The organism is Streptomyces sp. NPDC001822, assembly GCF_042892135.1.
In the GTDB taxonomy this organism is placed as follows: domain Bacteria; phylum Actinomycetota; class Actinomycetes; order Streptomycetales; family Streptomycetaceae; genus Streptomyces.
This window is the reverse complement of record NZ_JBIATW010000016.1, coordinates 46,955-63,338: the sequence shown is the minus strand read 5'-3', so window position 1 is coordinate 63,338 and position 16,384 is coordinate 46,955. Positions and strand designations below refer to the sequence as shown.

Genomic DNA, 16,384 nt, shown 5'->3' with positions numbered 1-16,384 from the left:
GCAGATCACCGTGACGGCTGTCTTGCACGCGCCTCGGGCGGGCCTCTATGCTCATTTTGTGCCGCAACGAAACAAAATGCGGACGGCTCTGCCGGGGGGATCCGGCGGAAACACCGCCACACCTTCCTTCACCCGCCTCCGTACCGCGCTGACCGTGTTCTTCGCCCTCGACGGCTTCCTGTTCGCGGGATGGGTGGTCCGGATCCCCGCCGTCAAGCACCGGACCGGGGCGACGGCGTCCACGCTCGGACTGGCCCTGCTCGGCGTCTCCGCGGGCGCGGTGATCACCATGATGCTCACGGGCGTCCTCTGCCGGCGCTACGGCGGCCACGCCGTCACCGTGGCCTGCGGCCTACTGCTGTCGCTGAGCATCGCCCTGCCCGCGCGGACGGGTTCGGCCCTCACGCTCGGCCTCGTCCTGCTGGTCTTCGGGGCGGCGTACGGCGGCATGAACGTGGCGATGAACAGCGTGGCGGTCGACCTGGTCCGCGCCATGCGCCGCCCGGTCATGCCGAGCTTCCACGCCGCGTACAGCTTCGGAGGCATGGCGGGCGCGGGGCTCGGCGGCCTGGTCGCCTCCCGGCTGTCACCCGGGAGCCACCTCCTGGCCCTCACCGGTGTGGGGCTCCTCGTCACCGCGATCACCGGTCCGGTGCTCCTCGGCGGCCGGACGACGGCCGCGGCGCCGACGGAAGAGCGGGACCGCGGGGCGGGCGAACCGGACGAACAGCCGCACAGGATGGGCCCGCACACCCGCCGGGTCGTGGTCCTGTTCGGTGTCATCGCCCTCTGCACGGCGTACGGCGAGGGCGCGCTGGCCGAGTGGGGCGCACTGCACCTCAGTCAGGACCTGCGGGCGGGTCCCGGCCTCGCCGCGGCCGGTTACTCGGTGTTCGCGCTCACGATGGCCATCGGCCGGCTCACCGGCACCACGCTGCTCGAACGGTTCGGGCAGACGCGGACGCTCGTGGCGGGAGGGCTGACGGCCGCAGCCGGGATGATGTTCGGCGCACTCGCCCCGACCGTGTGGCTCACCCTCCTCGGTTTCGCCGTGGCGGGTCTGGGCCTGGCGAACATCTTCCCGGTGGCGGTCGGCCGGGCGGGGGCGCTCGCCGGCCCGGGCGGAGTGGCCGCCGCCTCGACCCTCGGCTACGGCGGGATGCTCCTGGGTCCGCCGGTGATCGGATTCCTCGCCGACTGGGTCTCCCTGCCGGCCGCCCTCACGACGGTGGCGCTCCTTGCCGCCACCGCGGCGGTTCTGGGATTCGCCGCCCGCAACGCGGGAACGCCTGAACGATTTGAGTAGTCGTACTCAGGCATCCGCCCCCGCCCCGGCCGACGATGGAGGAACCACCTACCGACGGGGAGCGGAACATGAGTCACCGAATGATCGACAAGCAGCGGCTCGGCACACTGGCGCGGCTGACCTTCGGCAACACGGCCTCGCGGATCTACCTGGGTCTCGTCCTCGCGGTCACGGTGTTCGTCGCCGTCGACACACTGTTCGTGACACACGAGGACGCCTCGTTCGCCGGCGTCTGGCTCTTCCTCCTCGCCGCACCGACCGTCTTCGCCTTCTTCCTCGGCAGCTCGATGGCAGGGGCCGGCACAGCGGGCCCCGCCTGGTTCGTCTATCTCGCCCTGGTCGTGTCCGTGCTCGTCCAGGCCTGCGCGCTGGGCTGGTTCTCGCGCCTGGTGCGCCGGGCCGGCGGAGGGCACCCGGCACACCCGCAGGGCGCCTGACGCTCTGGCACAGTCACCACCGTGGAGATATCGGACCGGCCGGCGTGCCTTTCGGCGGACGGCCATGCGCTCGCCGTGGCCGCCGGGCAGGCCGGGCCGACGCCCGTGGCCCCGTCGCTCGCCGTCGACGGCATCGGCGAACTACCGGCCGGTTTCCACGCGCGCGCCAACAGCCGGGTCCGCTCCGGCAGTCCGCGCACACTGCTCGTGAACACCGGGAACGCCGCGAACGCCGGGAACGCCGGGAACACGGAGACGGCCTGGACCGTGCGGCTCTCCGCCGACCCGCCCCGCACGCAGCATGGCGGCGACGCCGCGGAACCGGCCGACTGCACCCTGAGCGGGACGGCCGGGGCGCTGTACCCGGCCCTGCGGTACCGCGCGCCCCTGTCGCCGGTCGAGGCCACCGGGGACGTGGGCGTCGCCCCGCTCCGGGCGGAGAACTCCGCGGTGATCCGGTAGTGGCCGGGCACCGGCCCTGCGGCGAGGGTCCGACGACCCGGCGGCCATACCGCCGGGCCGGAAGCCACCGCACGCGTACGGGTGGCCGGACGAGGCGGACGCGCGACGACGGACGGGCGGCAGCGGCAGGACTCCTTGCCGTAGGCCACCGCGCCTGTGACACTCCGGTCATGCAACGTCGCACTCAGGCAGATCGGGACGCCGCGACCATCGAGACCGGCTACGCACTGGCGAGCGGAGCCTTCGTGGCGGTCGCCACCTTCATCGGGGTGTCGCTTCCCGCTCTGCTCCTCGAACTGCCGGACACGGTCGAGCGTCTGCTGTTCGGCGGCGGAGCGGCACTGGGCGCGCTGGCGTTCGTCGTACGCGTGGTGCACGTGCTCCGGCGGTTCCAGCAGAGGCGGGGACCCCGGGGCGAGCAGCCGGTTCAGTCGAGCCAGCCGGGACGCACGAGTCCCGACTCGTAGGCGAGCACGACCAGTTGGGCGCGGTCCCGCACGCCCAGCTTGACCATGGCCCGGCTGACGTGCGTCTTGGCGGTGAGTGGGCTGACGACGAGCCGGCGTGCGATCTCCGCATTGGAGAGCCCGATGCCGACCAGAGCCATGACCTCCCGTTCACGATCGGTCAGTTCGTCGAGGACCGTGGCCGACGCGGGCCGCTTGGAACGGGCGGCGAACTCGGCGATCAGGCGGCGGGTGACTCCCGGCGACAGGAGCGCGTCCCCGCCCACCACGGCACGCACGGCTCTCAGCAACTCCTCCGGCTCGGTGTCCTTGACCAGGAAGCCGGAGGCGCCCGAGCGGATGGCCTCGAACACGTACTCGTCCAGCTCGAAGGTGGTCAGCATCACCACCCTCACGCCGCGCAGCGTCCCGTCCCCGGTGATCGTCCGGGTGGCGGCCAAGCCGTCCGCGTTCGGCATCCGGATGTCCATGAGCACGACGTCCGGCCGCAGTTCGCGCACCAGCCGCACGGCCTCCACACCGTCGGCGGCCTCACCGGCCACCTCGATGTCCGGCTGGGCGTCCAGCAGCGCCCGGAACCCGGCGCGGACCAGCGACTGATCGTCGGCGAGCAGCACACGGATCACGTCGTACCCTCCCTGGCGGCGCCGGCCGGAGGGGCGGCGGCTTCCCGGCCGGGGGACAGCGGGATCTCCGCCGCGACCCGGAAGCCGCCGCCCGCACGCGGTCCCGCGTCGAGGGTCCCCCCGAGGGCAGCCGCCCGCTCCCGCATCCCGGCGAGCCCGTTGCCGCTGCCGCCGGCATCACCCGCGGTCGCGGGCCCCTCGTCGTCCACCAGGAGGCGGAGACGTGCTCCCCCGCGCACCACCCTGACGTCCGCGGTGCGCGAACCGGAGTGCCGCACCACGTTGGTCAGGGCCTCCTGCACGATGCGGAAGGCCGCGAGGTCGGCCCCAGGCGGGACCTGTTCCCGCGCGCCTGTCGTCCGGACGGTCACGGCGAGACCGGCCGCGGCCGCCTGCTCGACCAGCTCGGGCAGGCGGCCGAGCCCGGGGGCGGGGGCAAGGGGTGCCTCGCCGGGGGTACGCAGGCTCTGCAGCACCTGGCGTACTTCGCCGAGCGCCTCCTTGCTGGCCGATTTGATCGTGGTGAGTGCGGTGCGGGCCTGTTCGGGATCGGAGTCGAGCAGGGCAAGGCCCACTCCCGCCTGGACGTTGATGACGGAGATACTGTGGGCGAGGACGTCATGGAGTTCGCGGGCCATGCGCAGCCGTTCCTCGTCGGCCCGCCTCTGCTCCGCGGCCTCGCGCTCCGCCCGGGCGGCCGCCCACTGCTCGCGGCGTACCCTCAGCAGTTCCGCCGCCGCGATGATCGCCACGACCCACGCGGAGACGAAGGCCTCCTGGGCCCACGGCGCCGGGCCGTCGCCGTCCGGCGGCAGCCACCGGTAGAGCCAGTGGGCCGCGAGCAGATGGCCGGCCCACAAGAGGCCGAGCGACCACCAGGCCGCCCTGCGGTGCCCCGAGACGATGGCGCTGAAGCATCCGACGGCGACCGCGACGAAGACCGGGCCGTACGGATAGCCCAGGCAGAGGTAGGCGAGCGTCACGGCACACGTGCCGCTGACGGCGAGCACGGGGTGGCGGTGGCGTACGAGCAGGACGGCCACCGCGGCGACCAGCAGCAGCCGGCCGACGACGCCGAGCTGCTCCCTGCCCTGTCCGTGGGCCGCGACGTTCGTCCCCAGCAGCACGATCACGGCGAGCACGGCGGTCGAGAGCCAGGGCAGGCGACCTCGTGACCCCCGGCCGCCCATGCTCCGGAGCCACGGCGGACCCTGGCCCGCCGCGCGCCGGGGTCTCTCCGGGTGAGGGACGGAGCCCGGGTGGGCTCGTTGATCGTGCATACCCGCAACGCTAGACGCGCGGACGCCCGGCGCGCGTCGGCCGGACGTGGTGGACGCGCGTACTCCCCGCGGAGTAGCGGCCGGGAGCACGCCGCGTGCGGTACGTGCGGTGCATGCGGTACGTCCGGCGACTGCGGTACGTCCGGGCGCGTGCGGTACGTCCGGGCGCGGCATGTGCGGTGGTACGGAACATCCACGCCGCGCCGCCGATCCGTGCGGCACGTGAGCCTGTGTGGCACGGCGACCCGTGCGGCACATCCTTCCGGTGCGGCACGGGTCCCGTGCGGCGGCGGACCCGGTTGCCGGTAGGCCGGCCTGCCGTGTGCGGCGGCGCCGGCGGAAGCCGCCCGGCCGCGCCCCTCGCTCGCGTACCCCTGCCGCGTCAGACTCGTGCGCCGCCGGTCCCCGCGCCCCTTCCGCGCAGGAGTCCGACCGCGTGTCCGAGCTCCTCGGCGGCCCGCCGGAAGAACGGCTCACGATCCTCCACCACCCGTTGGAACTGGCCGAACAGCTCGAAGGAGATCAGGCCGAAGAGCTGGGCCCATGAGGCGACGAGGGCCGTCAGCACGGCGGGAGGGAGGTCTGCGGCCAGATCGGACGCCATGCGCTCGGCCTCGGGGCGCAGATCTGCGGCGAGCGGGGGCGTCGCGAGTCCGTCGGTGCCGTGGGCCTCGCGCACCACCCCGATGAGGACCAGTCCGACACGGGACGCGGGACCGACCGTGGCCTGGGGCGCGATGTAACCGGGGACGGGCGAGCCGTAGATCAGCGCGTACTCGTGCGGATGCGCGAGGGCCCAGTCGCGCACGGCACAGGCGACGGCGGTCCACCGGGCGGGGTGGCCGGCCGACGCGTCACGGGCCGCCTGCCACGCGGCCTCCGCCGTTTCACCCAGCGCGTCGTAGGCATCGATGATCAGTGCGGTCAGCAGGTCGTCACGGCTGGGGAAGTAGCGGTAGAGGGCGGAGGAGACCATGCCGAGCTCGCGGGCGACCGCGCGCAGGGAGAGCTTCGCGGCACCCTCCGCGGCGAGCTGTCTCCGCGCCTCGTCCTTGATCGCCGCGGTGACTTCGATACGGGCACGTTCTCTGGCTCCTCGGATGGCGCTCATGGAGTCAGCCTGCCACGAAAGCAGAGCACCAGACAATAAAGAGAGCAGTGCTCTTGCTCCAGCGCGCCGAACCGGTGCACACTGATCTCAAGCGAGAGCAGTGCTCTCGAAAGAGCAGAGCAGCGCTCTCCGAGTGGAGCACCGCTTCCTCGATCGTCTCTCCGACCAGCCAGGAGCCCACCGATGTCGCAGCAGCCGTACTACCTTCAGGCCGACGCCTTCGCCCAGCGAATGAACAACGTCGTCGGCTGGCTCGCCCGCCACGGCGTGAGCCTCCTCGGATCCGCCGAGATGTCCGTACGCGGCCGCACGAGCGGACGGATGCAGCGCATCCCCGTCAACCCCCACGTCCACGAGGGCGTCCAGTACCTGGTCTCCGCCCGCGGCCACTCGCAGTGGGTGCGCAACATGCGCGTGGCCGGCGGCGGCGAGCTCAAGGTGGGCCGGAAGGTCCGCGTGTTCACCGCCGTCGAGATCGCGGACGACGAGCAGAAGGCGCGGATCGTCCGCGCCTATCTGCGACGCTGGGGCTGGGAGGTCGACCGGTACTTCCAGGGCGTCACGGCGAAGTCGACGGACGCCGAACTCCTGGCCGCCTGCCCGGACCACCCGGTCTTCCGGATCACGGTCGCGAGCTGACCTCGTCCGCTCCCCGTCGGTCCATCAGGTGCAGGGCGCGCTGGGCAAGCGGATGCGAACGGACCAGCTCCGCCAGCGAGGTCGTGCCGCGGGTGATCCCGGCGAAGGCGTTCCAGGCGGGGCGGAAGCTCGTGAGCACCGCGTGCAGGAGACCCGGACGCCGCTCGAACAGCCGGAGCATCCGGCGTCCGACACTCATCTCCACACCGAGGCCGGCCTTGATGGCGAACGCGTAGTTGAGCGCCTGCCGTCGGGCGTCCACCGCGTCGTGCGCCTCCGCGATGCGCACCGCCCATTCACCGGCGAGCCGCCCGGACCGCAGGGCGAAGGAGATTCCCTCCCTGGTCCAGGGTTCCAGCAGCCCGGCGGCGTCGCCGCAGACCACCACCCGGCCGCGCGAGAGGGGCGAGTCGTCGCTCCGGCACCGGGTCAGATGACCGGAGGAGACCGTCGGCTCGAAACCGGCCAGACCCAGCCGGCCGACGAAGTCCTCCAGATAGCGCTTCGTCCCCGCCCCGTCGCCGCGTGCCGAGATCACGCCGACGGTCAGCGTGTCGCCCTTGGGGAAGACCCAGCCGTAACTCCCGGGCATCGGCCCCCAGTCGATGAGCACCCGGCCGGCCCAGTCCTCGGCGACCGTCTCGGGCACCGGGATCTCCGCCTCGAGGCCGAGGTCGACCTGGTCGAGCTTCACTCCGACATGGGCTCCTATGCGGCCCGCGCTGCCGTCGGCGCCGACGACGGCACGGGCGAGCACCGTCTCACCGCCGGCCAGCACCACGGCAACGGTGCGCCGGTCCGGCACGGCGGGCCCGTGCTGCTCCACCCGCGTCACCGTCGCGCCGGTGCGCAGCTCGGCGCCCGCCTTCTGGGCCTCCTCCACCAGACCGGCGTCGAACTCCGGCCGGTTGATGAGCCCGAAGAGCATGCGCCGGGACCTGCGGGTACGGGACAGCTTCCCGTTGAGCGAGAAGGTCACCGCGTGGATCCGGTCCTTCAGCGGGAGTTCGAACCCCGGAGGCAGGGAATCCCGCGAGAACCCGATGATCCCGCCGCCGCACGTCTTGTATCTGGGGATCTCCGCCTTCTCCAGCAACAGCACCCGCCGCCCTGCGACGGCTGCCGCGTACGCCGCGGAAGCTCCGGCCGGACCCGCGCCGACCACGACGACGTCCCATACCGAAGACTCCTGCGGCACCGAGGACTCCTGCGGTACCGACGACGACTCTTCCGGCTCACGTCCGGCGTCTGCGTTCTCGCTGCTCACGATGTGCTTCTGCTCCCGATCCGACCAGTGACCCAACTGCTCACGGCATCCTACGGCGCGGCGCGGCCGAGCTCCTCTGTGGGAGGATCAGCCATGAATTCGTCGTACACGCAACGTCGCACCCTAGGCGTCGCACACCGTCGCGCCGACACCGCGCCATAGTCCTAACGTCGCACCCACCAGGAGCGTGCCCATGACCGCCCGTCCGATTTCCGAGACCGTTGCCTCGCTGATGCCCCGTGCCAAGGCGGAGCTGACCGAGTTGGTGGCCTTCCGGTCGGTGGCGGACCCGGCTCAGTTCCCCAGGAGCGAGTGCGAGGCAGCGGCCGGCTGGGTCGCCGACACGCTCCGGGGGGACGGTTTCCAGGACGTCGCACTGCTCGACACCCCCGACGGAACCCAGTCGGTGTACGGCTACCTGCCCGGCCCGGCCGGCGCGCCCACGGTGCTGCTCTACGCCCACTACGACGTACAGCCGCCGCTCGACGAGGCGGCGTGGCTCTCCCCGCCGTTCGAGCTGACCGAGCGCGACGGCCGCTGGTTCGGCCGGGGCGCCGCGGACTGCAAGGGCGGATTCATCATGCACCTGCTCGCCCTGCGCGCCCTGCGGGCGAACGGCGGCGTCCCGGTCTCCGTCAAGGTGATCGCCGAGGGCTCGGAGGAGCAGGGCACGGGCGGGCTCGAACGGTACGCCGAGGCGCACCCGGAGCTCCTGGCGGCCGACACGATCGTCATCGGCGACACCGGCAACTTCCGGGTCGGCCTGCCCACGGTCACCGCCACGCTGCGCGGTATGACCATGCTCCGGGTGCAGTTGGACACCCTCGCGGGCAACCTGCACTCCGGTCAGTTCGGCGGCGCGGCCCCGGACGCCCTGGCCGCGATGATCCAGTTGCTGGCGTCCCTGCGGGCCGAGGACGGCACGACGACGGTGGACGGTCTCACCGCGGACGCGCGGTGGGACGGACTGCAGTATCCGGAGGACGAGTTCCGCGCGGACGCCAAGGTCATCGACGGTGTGGAACTGATCGGCACGGGCACGGTCGCCGACCGGATCTGGGCGAGGCCCGCGGTCACCGTCGTCGGCATCGACTGCCCGCCGGTCGTCGGAGCCACCCCGTCGCTCCAGGCCTCCGCCCGGGCGCAGATCAGCCTGCGGGTGCCGCCGGGCCAGGACGCCGTCGAGGCCACGAAGCTGCTGACCGCCCACCTCGAGTCGCACGCTCCCTGGGGAGCGCGGGTGACCGTCGAACAGGTCGGTCACGGGCAGCCGTTCCGTGCGGACACCGACAGCCCCGCGTACACGTCGATGGCCGAGGCCATGCGGCTCGCCTACCCGGGTGAGGAGATGCAGGTCTCCGGCATGGGCGGGTCCATCCCGCTCTGCAACACCCTGGCCGCCCTGTATCCGCAGGCGGAGATCCTCCTGATCGGTCTGAGCGAGCCGGAGGCCCAGATCCACGCGGTGAACGAGAGCGTGTCGCCCGAGGAACTCGAACGGCTCTCGGTCGCCGAGGCCCTGTTCCTGCGGAAGTACGCCGAGTCCAAGGCGGTCTGACGCCCGGCCGGTGCGCGGGTACACCCCCGGCCGGGCCGCGCTCGGCGGGGGGGTACGCGTGCGCCGTCCTGCCTCGGCGCAGGGTGTGCCGGTCCGCCGGTACACCCCGCCCCCGGCGGGTCGCCGTGTGCGCGGCGGCCCGCCGGTGCCTATCCGCCCACCGGGACGCCCGCCTCCAGATTCAGCACGGCGGACCGTTCGCGGGCGCGCAGTGCCCAGCGCAGCCGCTCGAAGCGGGTGGGAGGCAGCAGGCCCGCCGCCTCCTCCTCGGTGACGAACCGCCAGCCCCGCAGTTCGGCCCCCGGCAGGAGCAGCTGTGCGGCCTCCTCCGCGCACAGCCGGCCGCCGTCGAAGAGGAAGCGCAGTCCTCCGTACGCCGGCGGTCTGGGCGCCTCCCAGTCGACGACCAGGAGCCTCGGCGGCCTGCCGAGGCTCAGCCCGAGTTCCTCGGCGACCTCGCGCACCCCGGCCTGTGCGGGCGCCTCGCCGGTCTCGACCACTCCGCCGGGGAACTCCCAGCCCGGCTTGTAGGTGGGGTCGACGAGCAGGACGCGGTCCTGTTCGTCGAAGAGCAGAACTCCGGACGCGACGGTCTCCGCGCGCGGTGCGGGAGTCTGCACGATGCCGCATTCCCTGGCCGCACCGCTGCTCAGGGCCTCGGCGATGCGTTCGGCCGTCCCGTGCGGGGTCAGCGAGCTGGTGTCGATGGTGTGCGCGTCGGCCTCGATCCAGCCGAGCGCGGCCCGGTAGGGCTCGATGTGGTCGTAGGCCCATTCCCTGATCCGCTCGCTGTGTCCCGGATCGTCGGCGAATTCCTCGCGCGCGGCGATCCGTTGCCGCAGGATCGTTTCCTCTGCTGACAGCAGCACATGCCGGACGGGTATGCGCCGGGAGGCGAGCCCGCCGAATATCTCGTCCCGGTAGTCCTGCCTCAGCAGTGTCATCGGCACCACCAGCACCCCGGACAGCTCGGCGAGCAGCGCGGCGGCCGTGTCGACCACCAGGCGCCGCCAGATCGGCAGGTCCTGGAAGTCGGTGACCTCCGCGAGTTTCTTCTGGGGCAGCATCCGGCGCAGTTCACCGCCGATCAGCTCGGGGTCGTACAGGGTGCTGTTCGGGATCAGATCGATCAGTTCGCAAGCGGCGCTGGTCTTGCCCGCGCTGAACGCACCGTTGATCCAGACGATCACGGGTCCCCCTCTTCCGTAGCCCCCTGTGGCTTGCCCGCAACACCCCGCTGCGGAAACCCCGTCGGGGCGGTGCGGTTGCGCCGGGGCGAAGGGCGGGAGCGTCCCACCGTACGAGCGCGTACGGGCCGGGCGGCCCGTAACGGGGGACGGCGGGCGTCGTTGGAGCGGATAGCCACAGGAACGACGACGGGGGTGCGCGGTGCGCCGCACGGTACTTGAGCAGTTTCCCGCGGGAGGACCGCGGGGCAGCCGGCCCGCGGAGGAGTTCGCCGCGGCCCGACGCGGCGAGGGCCTGGCAGCGGAGGTCGTGATGGACCTGGAGCAGGACGCGTTCCTCGTGGTCGTGCCCCAGCAGACGGCGGACCGGCGCCGGAGGGCTCGCTGATCCGGCGCCGTACGACCGCTGCGGAGCCCCGGACCCGGGCGTCCCCGCCTACTTCGCCGCCGCGGCCCGTACGCCGTTGACCCCGGCGGGCCGGAGAGCCGAGGCAGCGGCAGCCGCACCCACCAGACCGGCGTCCGTGCCCATCACCGCGGAGGTCACCGTGAGGCCCTGGACGAAGGAGAGCGTGGCGTAGTCGCGCAGGGCCTCGCGCAGCGGCGCGAACAGGACCTCGCCGGCGCCGGCCACTCCCCCGCCTATCACCGCGATGTCGATGTCGGTCAGGGTGGCGGTGGCGGCGATCCCGGCTGCCAGCGCCTGGGCGGCCCTTCCGAAGGAAGCGACCGCGACCGGGTCACCGGCCCGCGCCGCGGCGGCCACCGCGGCCGCCGTCTCGTCGCCGTCGGGCCCCGGACGCCAGCCGTTCTCCAGGGCTCGCCGGGCGATGTTGGGCCCGCTGGCGATGCGTTCGACGCAGCCGCGCGCGCCGCACGGGCACAGGTCACCGTCCAGGTCGACGCTGATGTGACCGATGTGACCGGCGTTGCCCGAGGGGCCGGGGTGCAGCTTTCCACCGAGGACGAGCCCGCCGCCGACCCCGGTGGACACGACCAGGCACAGCGCGTTGTCGAAACCGCGGGCAGCACCCAGCCAGTGCTCGGCCGCGGTCATCGCGACCCCGTCGCCGACCAGCGAGACGGGCATCCCGCCGGTCGCGGCGGAGACGCGCTCCACGAGCGGGAAGCCGCGCCAGCCCGGGACGTTGACCGGGCTGACCGTGCCGGCGGAGGCGTCGACGGGGCCCGCGCTGCCGATCCCGACCGCACCCACCCGGGGCCACAGGGCGGAGGCGGTCAGTTCCGCCAGGACGTCACTCACGGCGCCCATGACCGACTCGGCACCCTCCCGCGCGGGCGTGGGCCGCTGCGCCCGTACGAGCAGGGATCCGCTGCCGTCCACCAACGCGCCGGCGATCTTGGTGCCGCCGATGTCGAGGGCGGCGACGAGGTCGGTATGCATCGGTGTGGACTCTCCGGAGGGGTGAGGGGCAGGACCTGCGACTTCGGTCGACAGTCCTCCCCAGTCTCCATTCTGTTGACAACGTTGTCCAGGGCCTATGCTCGACGCCACAGCTTCGGCACGCTCTTCCGGCACCGCCGAGAGGCGCCCGAAGCACCCGTTCCCGACGACAGGACAGCGCACCGTGGCCGAGACCACCCGTCATTCCGAGTCCCGCTACGGCAACAGGCCGACCATGAAGGACGTGGCGGCGCGAGCCGGAGTGGGCCTCAAGACGGTCTCCCGGGTGGTGAACAGCGAACCCGGGGTCACACCCGACACGGAACGCCGCGTACAGGAGGCGATCGACGCCCTCGGCTTCCGCAGGAACGACAGCGCCCGCGTCCTGCGCAAGGGGCGCACGGCCTCGATCGGACTCGTCCTCGAAGATCTCGCCGACCCCTTCTACGGGCCGCTGAGCCGCGCCGTGGAGGAAGTGGCCCGTGCCCACGGGGCCCTGCTGATCAACGGCTCCAGCGCCGAGGACCCCGACCGCGAGCAGGAGCTCGTCCTCGCCCTGTGCGCGCGCCGGGTCGACGGACTGATCGTGATTCCGGCGGGTGACGACCACCGCTATCTGGAGCCCGAGATGAAGGCCGGCATCGCCACCGTCTTCGTCGACCGCCCGGCGGGCCGGGTCGACGCGGACATGGTCCTCTCGGACAGCTTCGGGGGCGCCCGCGAGGGCGTCGCGCACCTCGTCGCACACGGGCACCGCAGGATCGGCTTCGTCGGCGACCAGCCGCGCATCCACACCGCGACGGAGCGACTGCGCGGCTACCACGCCGCTCTGACGGAAGCCGGCATAGAGGTCCAGGACTCCTGGGTGTCCCTGGGGCCGACCGACCCCGACCGGGTGCGGACGGCCGTCGAGACCATGCTGTCCGGACCCGAGCCGGTGACCGCGCTCTTCTCGGGCAACAACCGGGTGACCGTCACCGCCGTGCGCGTGCTCGCCGAGTGCGACCGCCGGATCGCGCTGGTGGGCTTCGACGACATCGAACTCGCCGACCTGCTCGGCATCACGGTCATCTCGCAGGACGCCGCCGCGGTCGGCCGGACCGCGGCGGAGCACCTGTTCCGCCGCCTGGACGGCGCGGGCCACCCGCCGGCCAGGGTCGAGCTCCCGACCCGGCTCATCCCCCGCGGTTCGGGGGAACTGCCGCCCGCCTGAGGCCGCTCACGGCGCCGTCACGGTGAGCGCGCCGCGGCGGGGCGAGGCGAAGGCGTCGAGGTCTTCCCGGGTCAGACCGGTCGAGGCCTCGACCTCCGCGGTGTCCAGGGCACCGCAGTCGACGCCTCGCAGCAGATAGCCGCTGAGCGCCTTGGCGGTGGCCGGCTCGTCCATGACGTCCCCGCCGGCCCTGGCCACGTAGGCGGCGAGCCGGGAGGCCGCCTGGGCCAGACCCTCGCGGTAGAAGGTGTAGACGGCCGCGTAGCGCGTGGGCAGGTGGCCGGGGTGCATGTCCCAGCCCTGGTAGTAGGCGCGGGCCAGAGCGCGGCGGGTGAGGCCGTGGTGGAGGCGCCATGCCTCGTGGACCTGCTCGGTGGGTCCGACCGGGAGCACGTTGGTGGAGCCGTCGCAGACGCGTACACCGGTGCCCGCCGCGGCGACCTGCATGACGGCCTTGGCGTGGTCGGCGGCGGGGTGGTCGCTCGCCTGGTAGGCCGGGCTGACGCCCACGCAGGCGCTGTAGTCGAAGGTGCCGTAGTGCAGGCCGGTCGCCCGGCCGCGGGCGGCGTCGATCATGCGCGCGACGGCGGCGGTGCCGTCGGCGGCGAGGATCGACTGGCTGGTCTCGATCTGGATCTCGAACCCGAGGCGGCCGGCCGGCAGACCGTGGGCCTGTTCGAATGCCCCTAGGAGCCGTACGAAGGCGGTGACCTGCTCGGGGTAGGTCACCTTCGGCAGCGTCAGGACGAGCCCGTCGGGAAGGCCTCCGGCCCGCATGAGGCCGGTCAGGAAGATGTCCGTGGTCCGGATTCCGCGGTCGCGCACGGCGGCTTCCATGCACTTCATGCGGATGCCCGTGTACGGCGCGGCCGTTCCGTCGGCGTACGCCTCGGCGACCAGCCGGGCCGCACGGGCCGCGGCCTCGTCCTCCTCGGCGTCCGGGCGCGGCCCGTAACCGTCCTCGAAATCGATGCGGAGGTCCTCGACGGGCTCGCGCTCCAGCTTGGCGCGTACGCGGTCGTAAACGGGCGCGGCGAGCTCCGGCGGGATCCCGAGGACCGCGGCGAACGCGTCGGCGTCCGCGGCGTGTTCGTCGAGCGCCGTGAGGGCTCGGTCGCCCCAGCTGCGGACGGTGGTGGCGGTGAAGGTGTCGGCGGGCACGTAGACGGTGTGGACCGGCTGGCGCGTGCCCGGGTCTCCCGGGTACCGGCGGGCGAGCTCGGCGTCCACCCCCGTGAGGGAGGCGCTGATCTCCTCACCGACCGCGCCGGCGAGGCTCGTCGCCACCTTCTCCTGCTGACCCATGGCCGTACCCTCCAGTGTGACTATTTCCGCTTCCTGGAATCCTTCATCCGCATAGCGAAGTTATAAGCCCCCCGGTTCTGCGTCAATGGTGATCGGAAACGGCCTGGGGCCGCGCGGTGGAGAACACCACGCGGCCCCAGGCCGTCGTACGGGCAGGACGTCGCCGGATCAGCCCTTGCGGGACTTGACCTCTTCGGTGAGCTGCGGGACGACGGCGAACAGGTCGCCGACGACGCCGTAGTCGACGAGGTCGAAGATCGGCGCCTCGGCGTCCTTGTTGACCGCGACGATGGTCTTCGAGGTCTGCATGCCGGCGCGGTGCTGGATCGCGCCGGAGATGCCCGAGGCGATGTACAGCTGCGGGGAGACCGACTTGCCGGTCTGGCCCACCTGGTTGGTGTGCGGGTACCAGCCGGCGTCGACCGCGGCGCGCGAGGCACCGACAGCCGCACCGAGCGAGTCGGCGAGCGCCTCGATGATCCCGAAGTTCTCGGCGCCGTTGACGCCGCGGCCGCCGGAGACGACGATCGCGGCCTCGGTCAGCTCCGGGCGCCCGGTCGACTCGCGCGGCGTGCGCGAGAGGACCTTGGTGCCGGTGGCCGTGGCGGAGAAGGAGACCGCGAGGGCCTCGACGGCACCCGCGGCCGGGGCGGCCTCGACGGCGGCCGAGTTCGGCTTGACCGTGATGACCGGAACGCCCTTGGAGACACGGGACTTGGTGGTGTAGGAGGCGGCGAACGCGGACTGCGTCGCGACCGGGCCCCCGTCACCGGCCTCCAGGTCGACGGCGTCGGTGATGATGCCGGCGCCGATGCGCAGCGCCAGGCGCGCGGCGATCTCCTTGGCCTCCGCGGAGGAGGGGAGGAGCACGGCGGCCGGGGACACCGCGTCGTAGGCGGCCTGGAGGGCGTCCACCTTGGGTACGACGAGGTAGTCGGAGAACTCCGGGGCGTCGGCGGTGAGCACCTTGACCGCGCCGTGCTCGGCGAGCGCGGCGGCGGTGTCGGCCGCTCCGTTGCCGAGCGCGACGGCGACCGGCTCGCCGATGCGGCGGGCGAGCGTCAGCAGCTCCAGGGTGGGCTTGCGGACGGCACCGTCCACGTGGTCGACATAGACGAGTACTTCAGCCATGGGACTTCAATCTCCTGCGTGCGAGGGAGTGCGGGGCGGTGGAGGGGACGGCCGGGGCTAGATGAACTTCTGGCCCGCGAGGAACTCGGCCAGCTGCTTGCCGCCCTCACCCTCGTCCTTGACGATCGTGCCCGCCGTACGGGCCGGACGCTCGGCGGCGGAGTCCACCGCGGTCCACGAACCGCCCAGGCCGACCTCGTCCGCATCGATCCCGAGGTCATCGAGGTCCAGGGACTCGACCGGCTTCTTCTTGGCCGCCATGATGCCCTTGAACGACGGGTAGCGGGCCTCGCCCGACTGGTCGGTCACGGAGACCACGGCGGGGAGGGACGCCTCGAGCTGCTCGCTCGCGGAGTCGCCGTCACGACGGCCCTTGACCGTGCCGCCGTCGACGGAGACCTCGGAGAGCAGCGTGACCTGCGGGACGCCGAGGCGCTCCGCGAGCAGCGCCGGGAGGACGCCCATGGTGCCGTCCGTCGACGCCATGCCGCAGATGACCAGGTCGTAGCCGGTCTTCTCGACGGCCTTGGCCAGCACCAGCGAGGTGCCGATGACGTCGGTGCCGTGCAGGTCGTCGTCCTCGACGTGGACGGCCTTGTCGGCGCCCATCGACAGCGCCTTGCGCAGCGCGTCCTTGGCGTCCTCGGGGCCCACCGTGAGCACGGTGATCTCCGCGTCGTCGGCCTCGTCGGCGATCTGCAGCGCCTGCTCGACGGCGTACTCGTCGAGCTCCGACAGCAGACCGTCGACGTCGTCACGGTCCAGGGTCAGGTCATCGGCGAAGTGCCGGTCGCCGGTGGCGTCGGGCACGTACTTCACACAGACAACGATCCTCAAGCTCACGCCGGCTCTCCTACTGCATCGTCATTTCTGGGCTGCCTTGTTGCACGCAGCATAGGCGCCTCATCGGGCGGTTTCCGGTCGGGAGACCGGGCCCCCAGCCGAATATTACTCGCCAGTACACCCAGTACGTTACCCGTAAGCAAGCGC

Annotated in this window: 17 protein-coding genes; 8 read left to right on the top strand and 9 right to left on the bottom strand. The window is 72.5% G+C overall.

Features of this window, described 5'->3' with window-relative positions:
• Positions 1 to 58 precede the first annotated feature (58 nt).
• The 4 genes from ACFYY2_RS29210 to ACFYY2_RS29195 all read left to right on the top strand — a co-directional run bounded on the left by ACFYY2_RS29210 (position 59) and on the right by ACFYY2_RS29195 (position 2,672).
• Positions 59 to 1,306 (top strand): MFS transporter, encoded by a 1,248-nt coding sequence (locus ACFYY2_RS29210; protein WP_388748481.1) that lies wholly within the window; start codon positions 59 to 61, stop codon positions 1,304 to 1,306.
• Positions 1,307 to 1,374: 68 nt separating this feature from the next.
• Positions 1,375 to 1,743 carry an SCO4225 family membrane protein gene (locus ACFYY2_RS29205; protein ID WP_388748479.1) on the top strand — a complete coding sequence of 123 codons (369 nt, stop codon included), beginning with the start codon at positions 1,375 to 1,377 and terminating at the stop codon, positions 1,741 to 1,743.
• Positions 1,744 to 1,764: 21 nt separating this feature from the next.
• Positions 1,765 to 2,205 carry a hypothetical protein gene (locus ACFYY2_RS29200; RefSeq protein ID WP_388748477.1) on the top strand — a complete coding sequence of 147 codons (441 nt, stop codon included), beginning with the start codon at positions 1,765 to 1,767 and terminating at the stop codon, positions 2,203 to 2,205.
• Positions 2,206 to 2,375: 170 nt separating this feature from the next.
• On the top strand, positions 2,376 to 2,672 hold the full coding sequence (locus tag ACFYY2_RS29195; protein WP_388748475.1) for a DUF6332 family protein: 297 nt from the start codon (positions 2,376 to 2,378) through the stop codon (positions 2,670 to 2,672).
• Here ACFYY2_RS29195 and ACFYY2_RS29190 read toward each other — a convergent pair.
• The 3 genes from ACFYY2_RS29190 to ACFYY2_RS29180 form a co-directional block, all read right to left on the bottom strand.
• Positions 2,633 to 3,298: a response regulator gene (locus ACFYY2_RS29190; RefSeq protein WP_388748473.1), complete on the bottom strand. Its 666-nt coding sequence runs from the start codon at positions 3,296 to 3,298 to the stop codon at positions 2,633 to 2,635. The genes ACFYY2_RS29195 and ACFYY2_RS29190 overlap by 40 nt on opposite strands.
• Positions 3,295 to 4,578: a sensor histidine kinase gene (locus tag ACFYY2_RS29185; RefSeq protein ID WP_388748471.1), complete on the bottom strand. Its 1,284-nt coding sequence runs from the start codon at positions 4,576 to 4,578 to the stop codon at positions 3,295 to 3,297. Before ACFYY2_RS29185 ends, ACFYY2_RS29190 begins: the two co-directional genes overlap by 4 nt.
• A 382-nt stretch (positions 4,579 to 4,960) precedes the next feature.
• A complete protein-coding gene (locus ACFYY2_RS29180; RefSeq protein WP_388748469.1) occupies positions 4,961 to 5,689 on the bottom strand; it encodes a TetR/AcrR family transcriptional regulator in 729 nt (242 codons plus the stop codon).
• A 183-nt stretch (positions 5,690 to 5,872) separates the two neighbouring features.
• On the opposite strand from ACFYY2_RS29180, the gene ACFYY2_RS29175 reads away from it, so the two are divergent.
• On the top strand, positions 5,873 to 6,328 hold the full coding sequence (locus tag ACFYY2_RS29175; RefSeq protein ID WP_388748467.1) for a nitroreductase/quinone reductase family protein: 456 nt from the start codon (positions 5,873 to 5,875) through the stop codon (positions 6,326 to 6,328).
• On the opposite strand, the gene ACFYY2_RS29170 is transcribed toward ACFYY2_RS29175, so the two are convergent.
• Positions 6,312 to 7,595: a geranylgeranyl reductase family protein gene (locus ACFYY2_RS29170; protein WP_388748465.1), complete on the bottom strand. Its 1,284-nt coding sequence runs from the start codon at positions 7,593 to 7,595 to the stop codon at positions 6,312 to 6,314. The two genes, ACFYY2_RS29175 and ACFYY2_RS29170, sit on opposite strands and share 17 nt — an antisense overlap.
• Before the next feature lie 193 nt (positions 7,596 to 7,788).
• Between ACFYY2_RS29170 and ACFYY2_RS29165 the strand changes: the two genes are divergently transcribed.
• On the top strand, positions 7,789 to 9,153 hold the full coding sequence (locus ACFYY2_RS29165; protein WP_388748463.1) for a dipeptidase: 1,365 nt from the start codon (positions 7,789 to 7,791) through the stop codon (positions 9,151 to 9,153).
• A 149-nt stretch (positions 9,154 to 9,302) separates the two neighbouring features.
• On the opposite strand, the gene ACFYY2_RS29160 is transcribed toward ACFYY2_RS29165, so the two are convergent.
• Positions 9,303 to 10,343 (bottom strand): NUDIX domain-containing protein, encoded by a 1,041-nt coding sequence (locus ACFYY2_RS29160; protein WP_388748461.1) that lies wholly within the window; start codon positions 10,341 to 10,343, stop codon positions 9,303 to 9,305.
• Positions 10,344 to 10,542: 199 nt separating this feature from the next.
• Here ACFYY2_RS29160 and ACFYY2_RS29155 point away from each other — a divergent pair, with 199 nt between their 5' ends.
• Positions 10,543 to 10,728 carry a hypothetical protein gene (locus ACFYY2_RS29155; RefSeq protein ID WP_388748459.1) on the top strand — a complete coding sequence of 62 codons (186 nt, stop codon included), beginning with the start codon at positions 10,543 to 10,545 and terminating at the stop codon, positions 10,726 to 10,728.
• Positions 10,729 to 10,776: 48 nt separating this feature from the next.
• On the opposite strand, the gene ACFYY2_RS29150 is transcribed toward ACFYY2_RS29155, so the two are convergent.
• Entirely contained in the window at positions 10,777 to 11,745 is a 969-nt protein-coding gene (locus ACFYY2_RS29150) for an ROK family protein (RefSeq protein WP_388748457.1), read from the bottom strand.
• A 184-nt stretch (positions 11,746 to 11,929) separates the two neighbouring features.
• Between ACFYY2_RS29150 and ACFYY2_RS29145 the strand changes: the two genes are divergently transcribed.
• The gene (locus tag ACFYY2_RS29145) at positions 11,930 to 12,958 is read left to right on the top strand and encodes a LacI family DNA-binding transcriptional regulator (RefSeq protein WP_388748455.1); all 1,029 of its coding nucleotides are present in this window, start codon (positions 11,930 to 11,932) and stop codon (positions 12,956 to 12,958) included.
• A gap of 6 nt (positions 12,959 to 12,964) precedes the next feature.
• Here ACFYY2_RS29145 and ACFYY2_RS29140 read toward each other — a convergent pair whose 3' ends face one another.
• The 3 genes from ACFYY2_RS29140 to ACFYY2_RS29130 form a co-directional block, all read right to left on the bottom strand.
• Positions 12,965 to 14,263 carry a DUF6986 family protein gene (locus ACFYY2_RS29140; protein WP_388748453.1) on the bottom strand — a complete coding sequence of 433 codons (1,299 nt, stop codon included), beginning with the start codon at positions 14,261 to 14,263 and terminating at the stop codon, positions 12,965 to 12,967.
• Between the two features lie 168 nt (positions 14,264 to 14,431).
• Positions 14,432 to 15,394 carry an electron transfer flavoprotein subunit alpha/FixB family protein gene (locus ACFYY2_RS29135; RefSeq protein ID WP_388748451.1) on the bottom strand — a complete coding sequence of 321 codons (963 nt, stop codon included), beginning with the start codon at positions 15,392 to 15,394 and terminating at the stop codon, positions 14,432 to 14,434.
• Between the two features lie 57 nt (positions 15,395 to 15,451).
• Entirely contained in the window at positions 15,452 to 16,237 is a 786-nt protein-coding gene (locus tag ACFYY2_RS29130; protein ID WP_388748449.1) for an electron transfer flavoprotein subunit beta/FixA family protein, read from the bottom strand.
• Between the last annotated feature and the right edge of the window lie 147 nt (positions 16,238 to 16,384).

What these genes read in the sequence shown, in the direction of transcription:
- ACFYY2_RS29205 (WP_388748479.1), top strand. Translation starts at nt 1,375, where the DNA reads ATGAGTCACCGAATGATCGACAAGCAGCGGCTCGGCACACTGGCGCGG.
- ACFYY2_RS29195 (WP_388748475.1), top strand. Translation starts at nt 2,376, where the DNA reads ATGCAACGTCGCACTCAGGCAGATCGGGACGCCGCGACCATCGAGACC.
- ACFYY2_RS29185 (WP_388748471.1), bottom strand. Translation starts at nt 4,578, where the DNA reads ATGCACGATCAACGAGCCCACCCGGGCTCCGTCCCTCACCCGGAGAGA.
- ACFYY2_RS29180 (WP_388748469.1), bottom strand. Translation starts at nt 5,689, where the DNA reads ATGAGCGCCATCCGAGGAGCCAGAGAACGTGCCCGTATCGAAGTCACC.
- ACFYY2_RS29175 (WP_388748467.1), top strand. Translation starts at nt 5,873, where the DNA reads ATGTCGCAGCAGCCGTACTACCTTCAGGCCGACGCCTTCGCCCAGCGA.
- ACFYY2_RS29165 (WP_388748463.1), top strand. Translation starts at nt 7,789, where the DNA reads ATGACCGCCCGTCCGATTTCCGAGACCGTTGCCTCGCTGATGCCCCGT.
- ACFYY2_RS29150 (WP_388748457.1), bottom strand. Translation starts at nt 11,745, where the DNA reads ATGCATACCGACCTCGTCGCCGCCCTCGACATCGGCGGCACCAAGATC.
- ACFYY2_RS29140 (WP_388748453.1), bottom strand. Translation starts at nt 14,263, where the DNA reads ATGGGTCAGCAGGAGAAGGTGGCGACGAGCCTCGCCGGCGCGGTCGGT.
- ACFYY2_RS29135 (WP_388748451.1), bottom strand. Translation starts at nt 15,394, where the DNA reads ATGGCTGAAGTACTCGTCTATGTCGACCACGTGGACGGTGCCGTCCGC.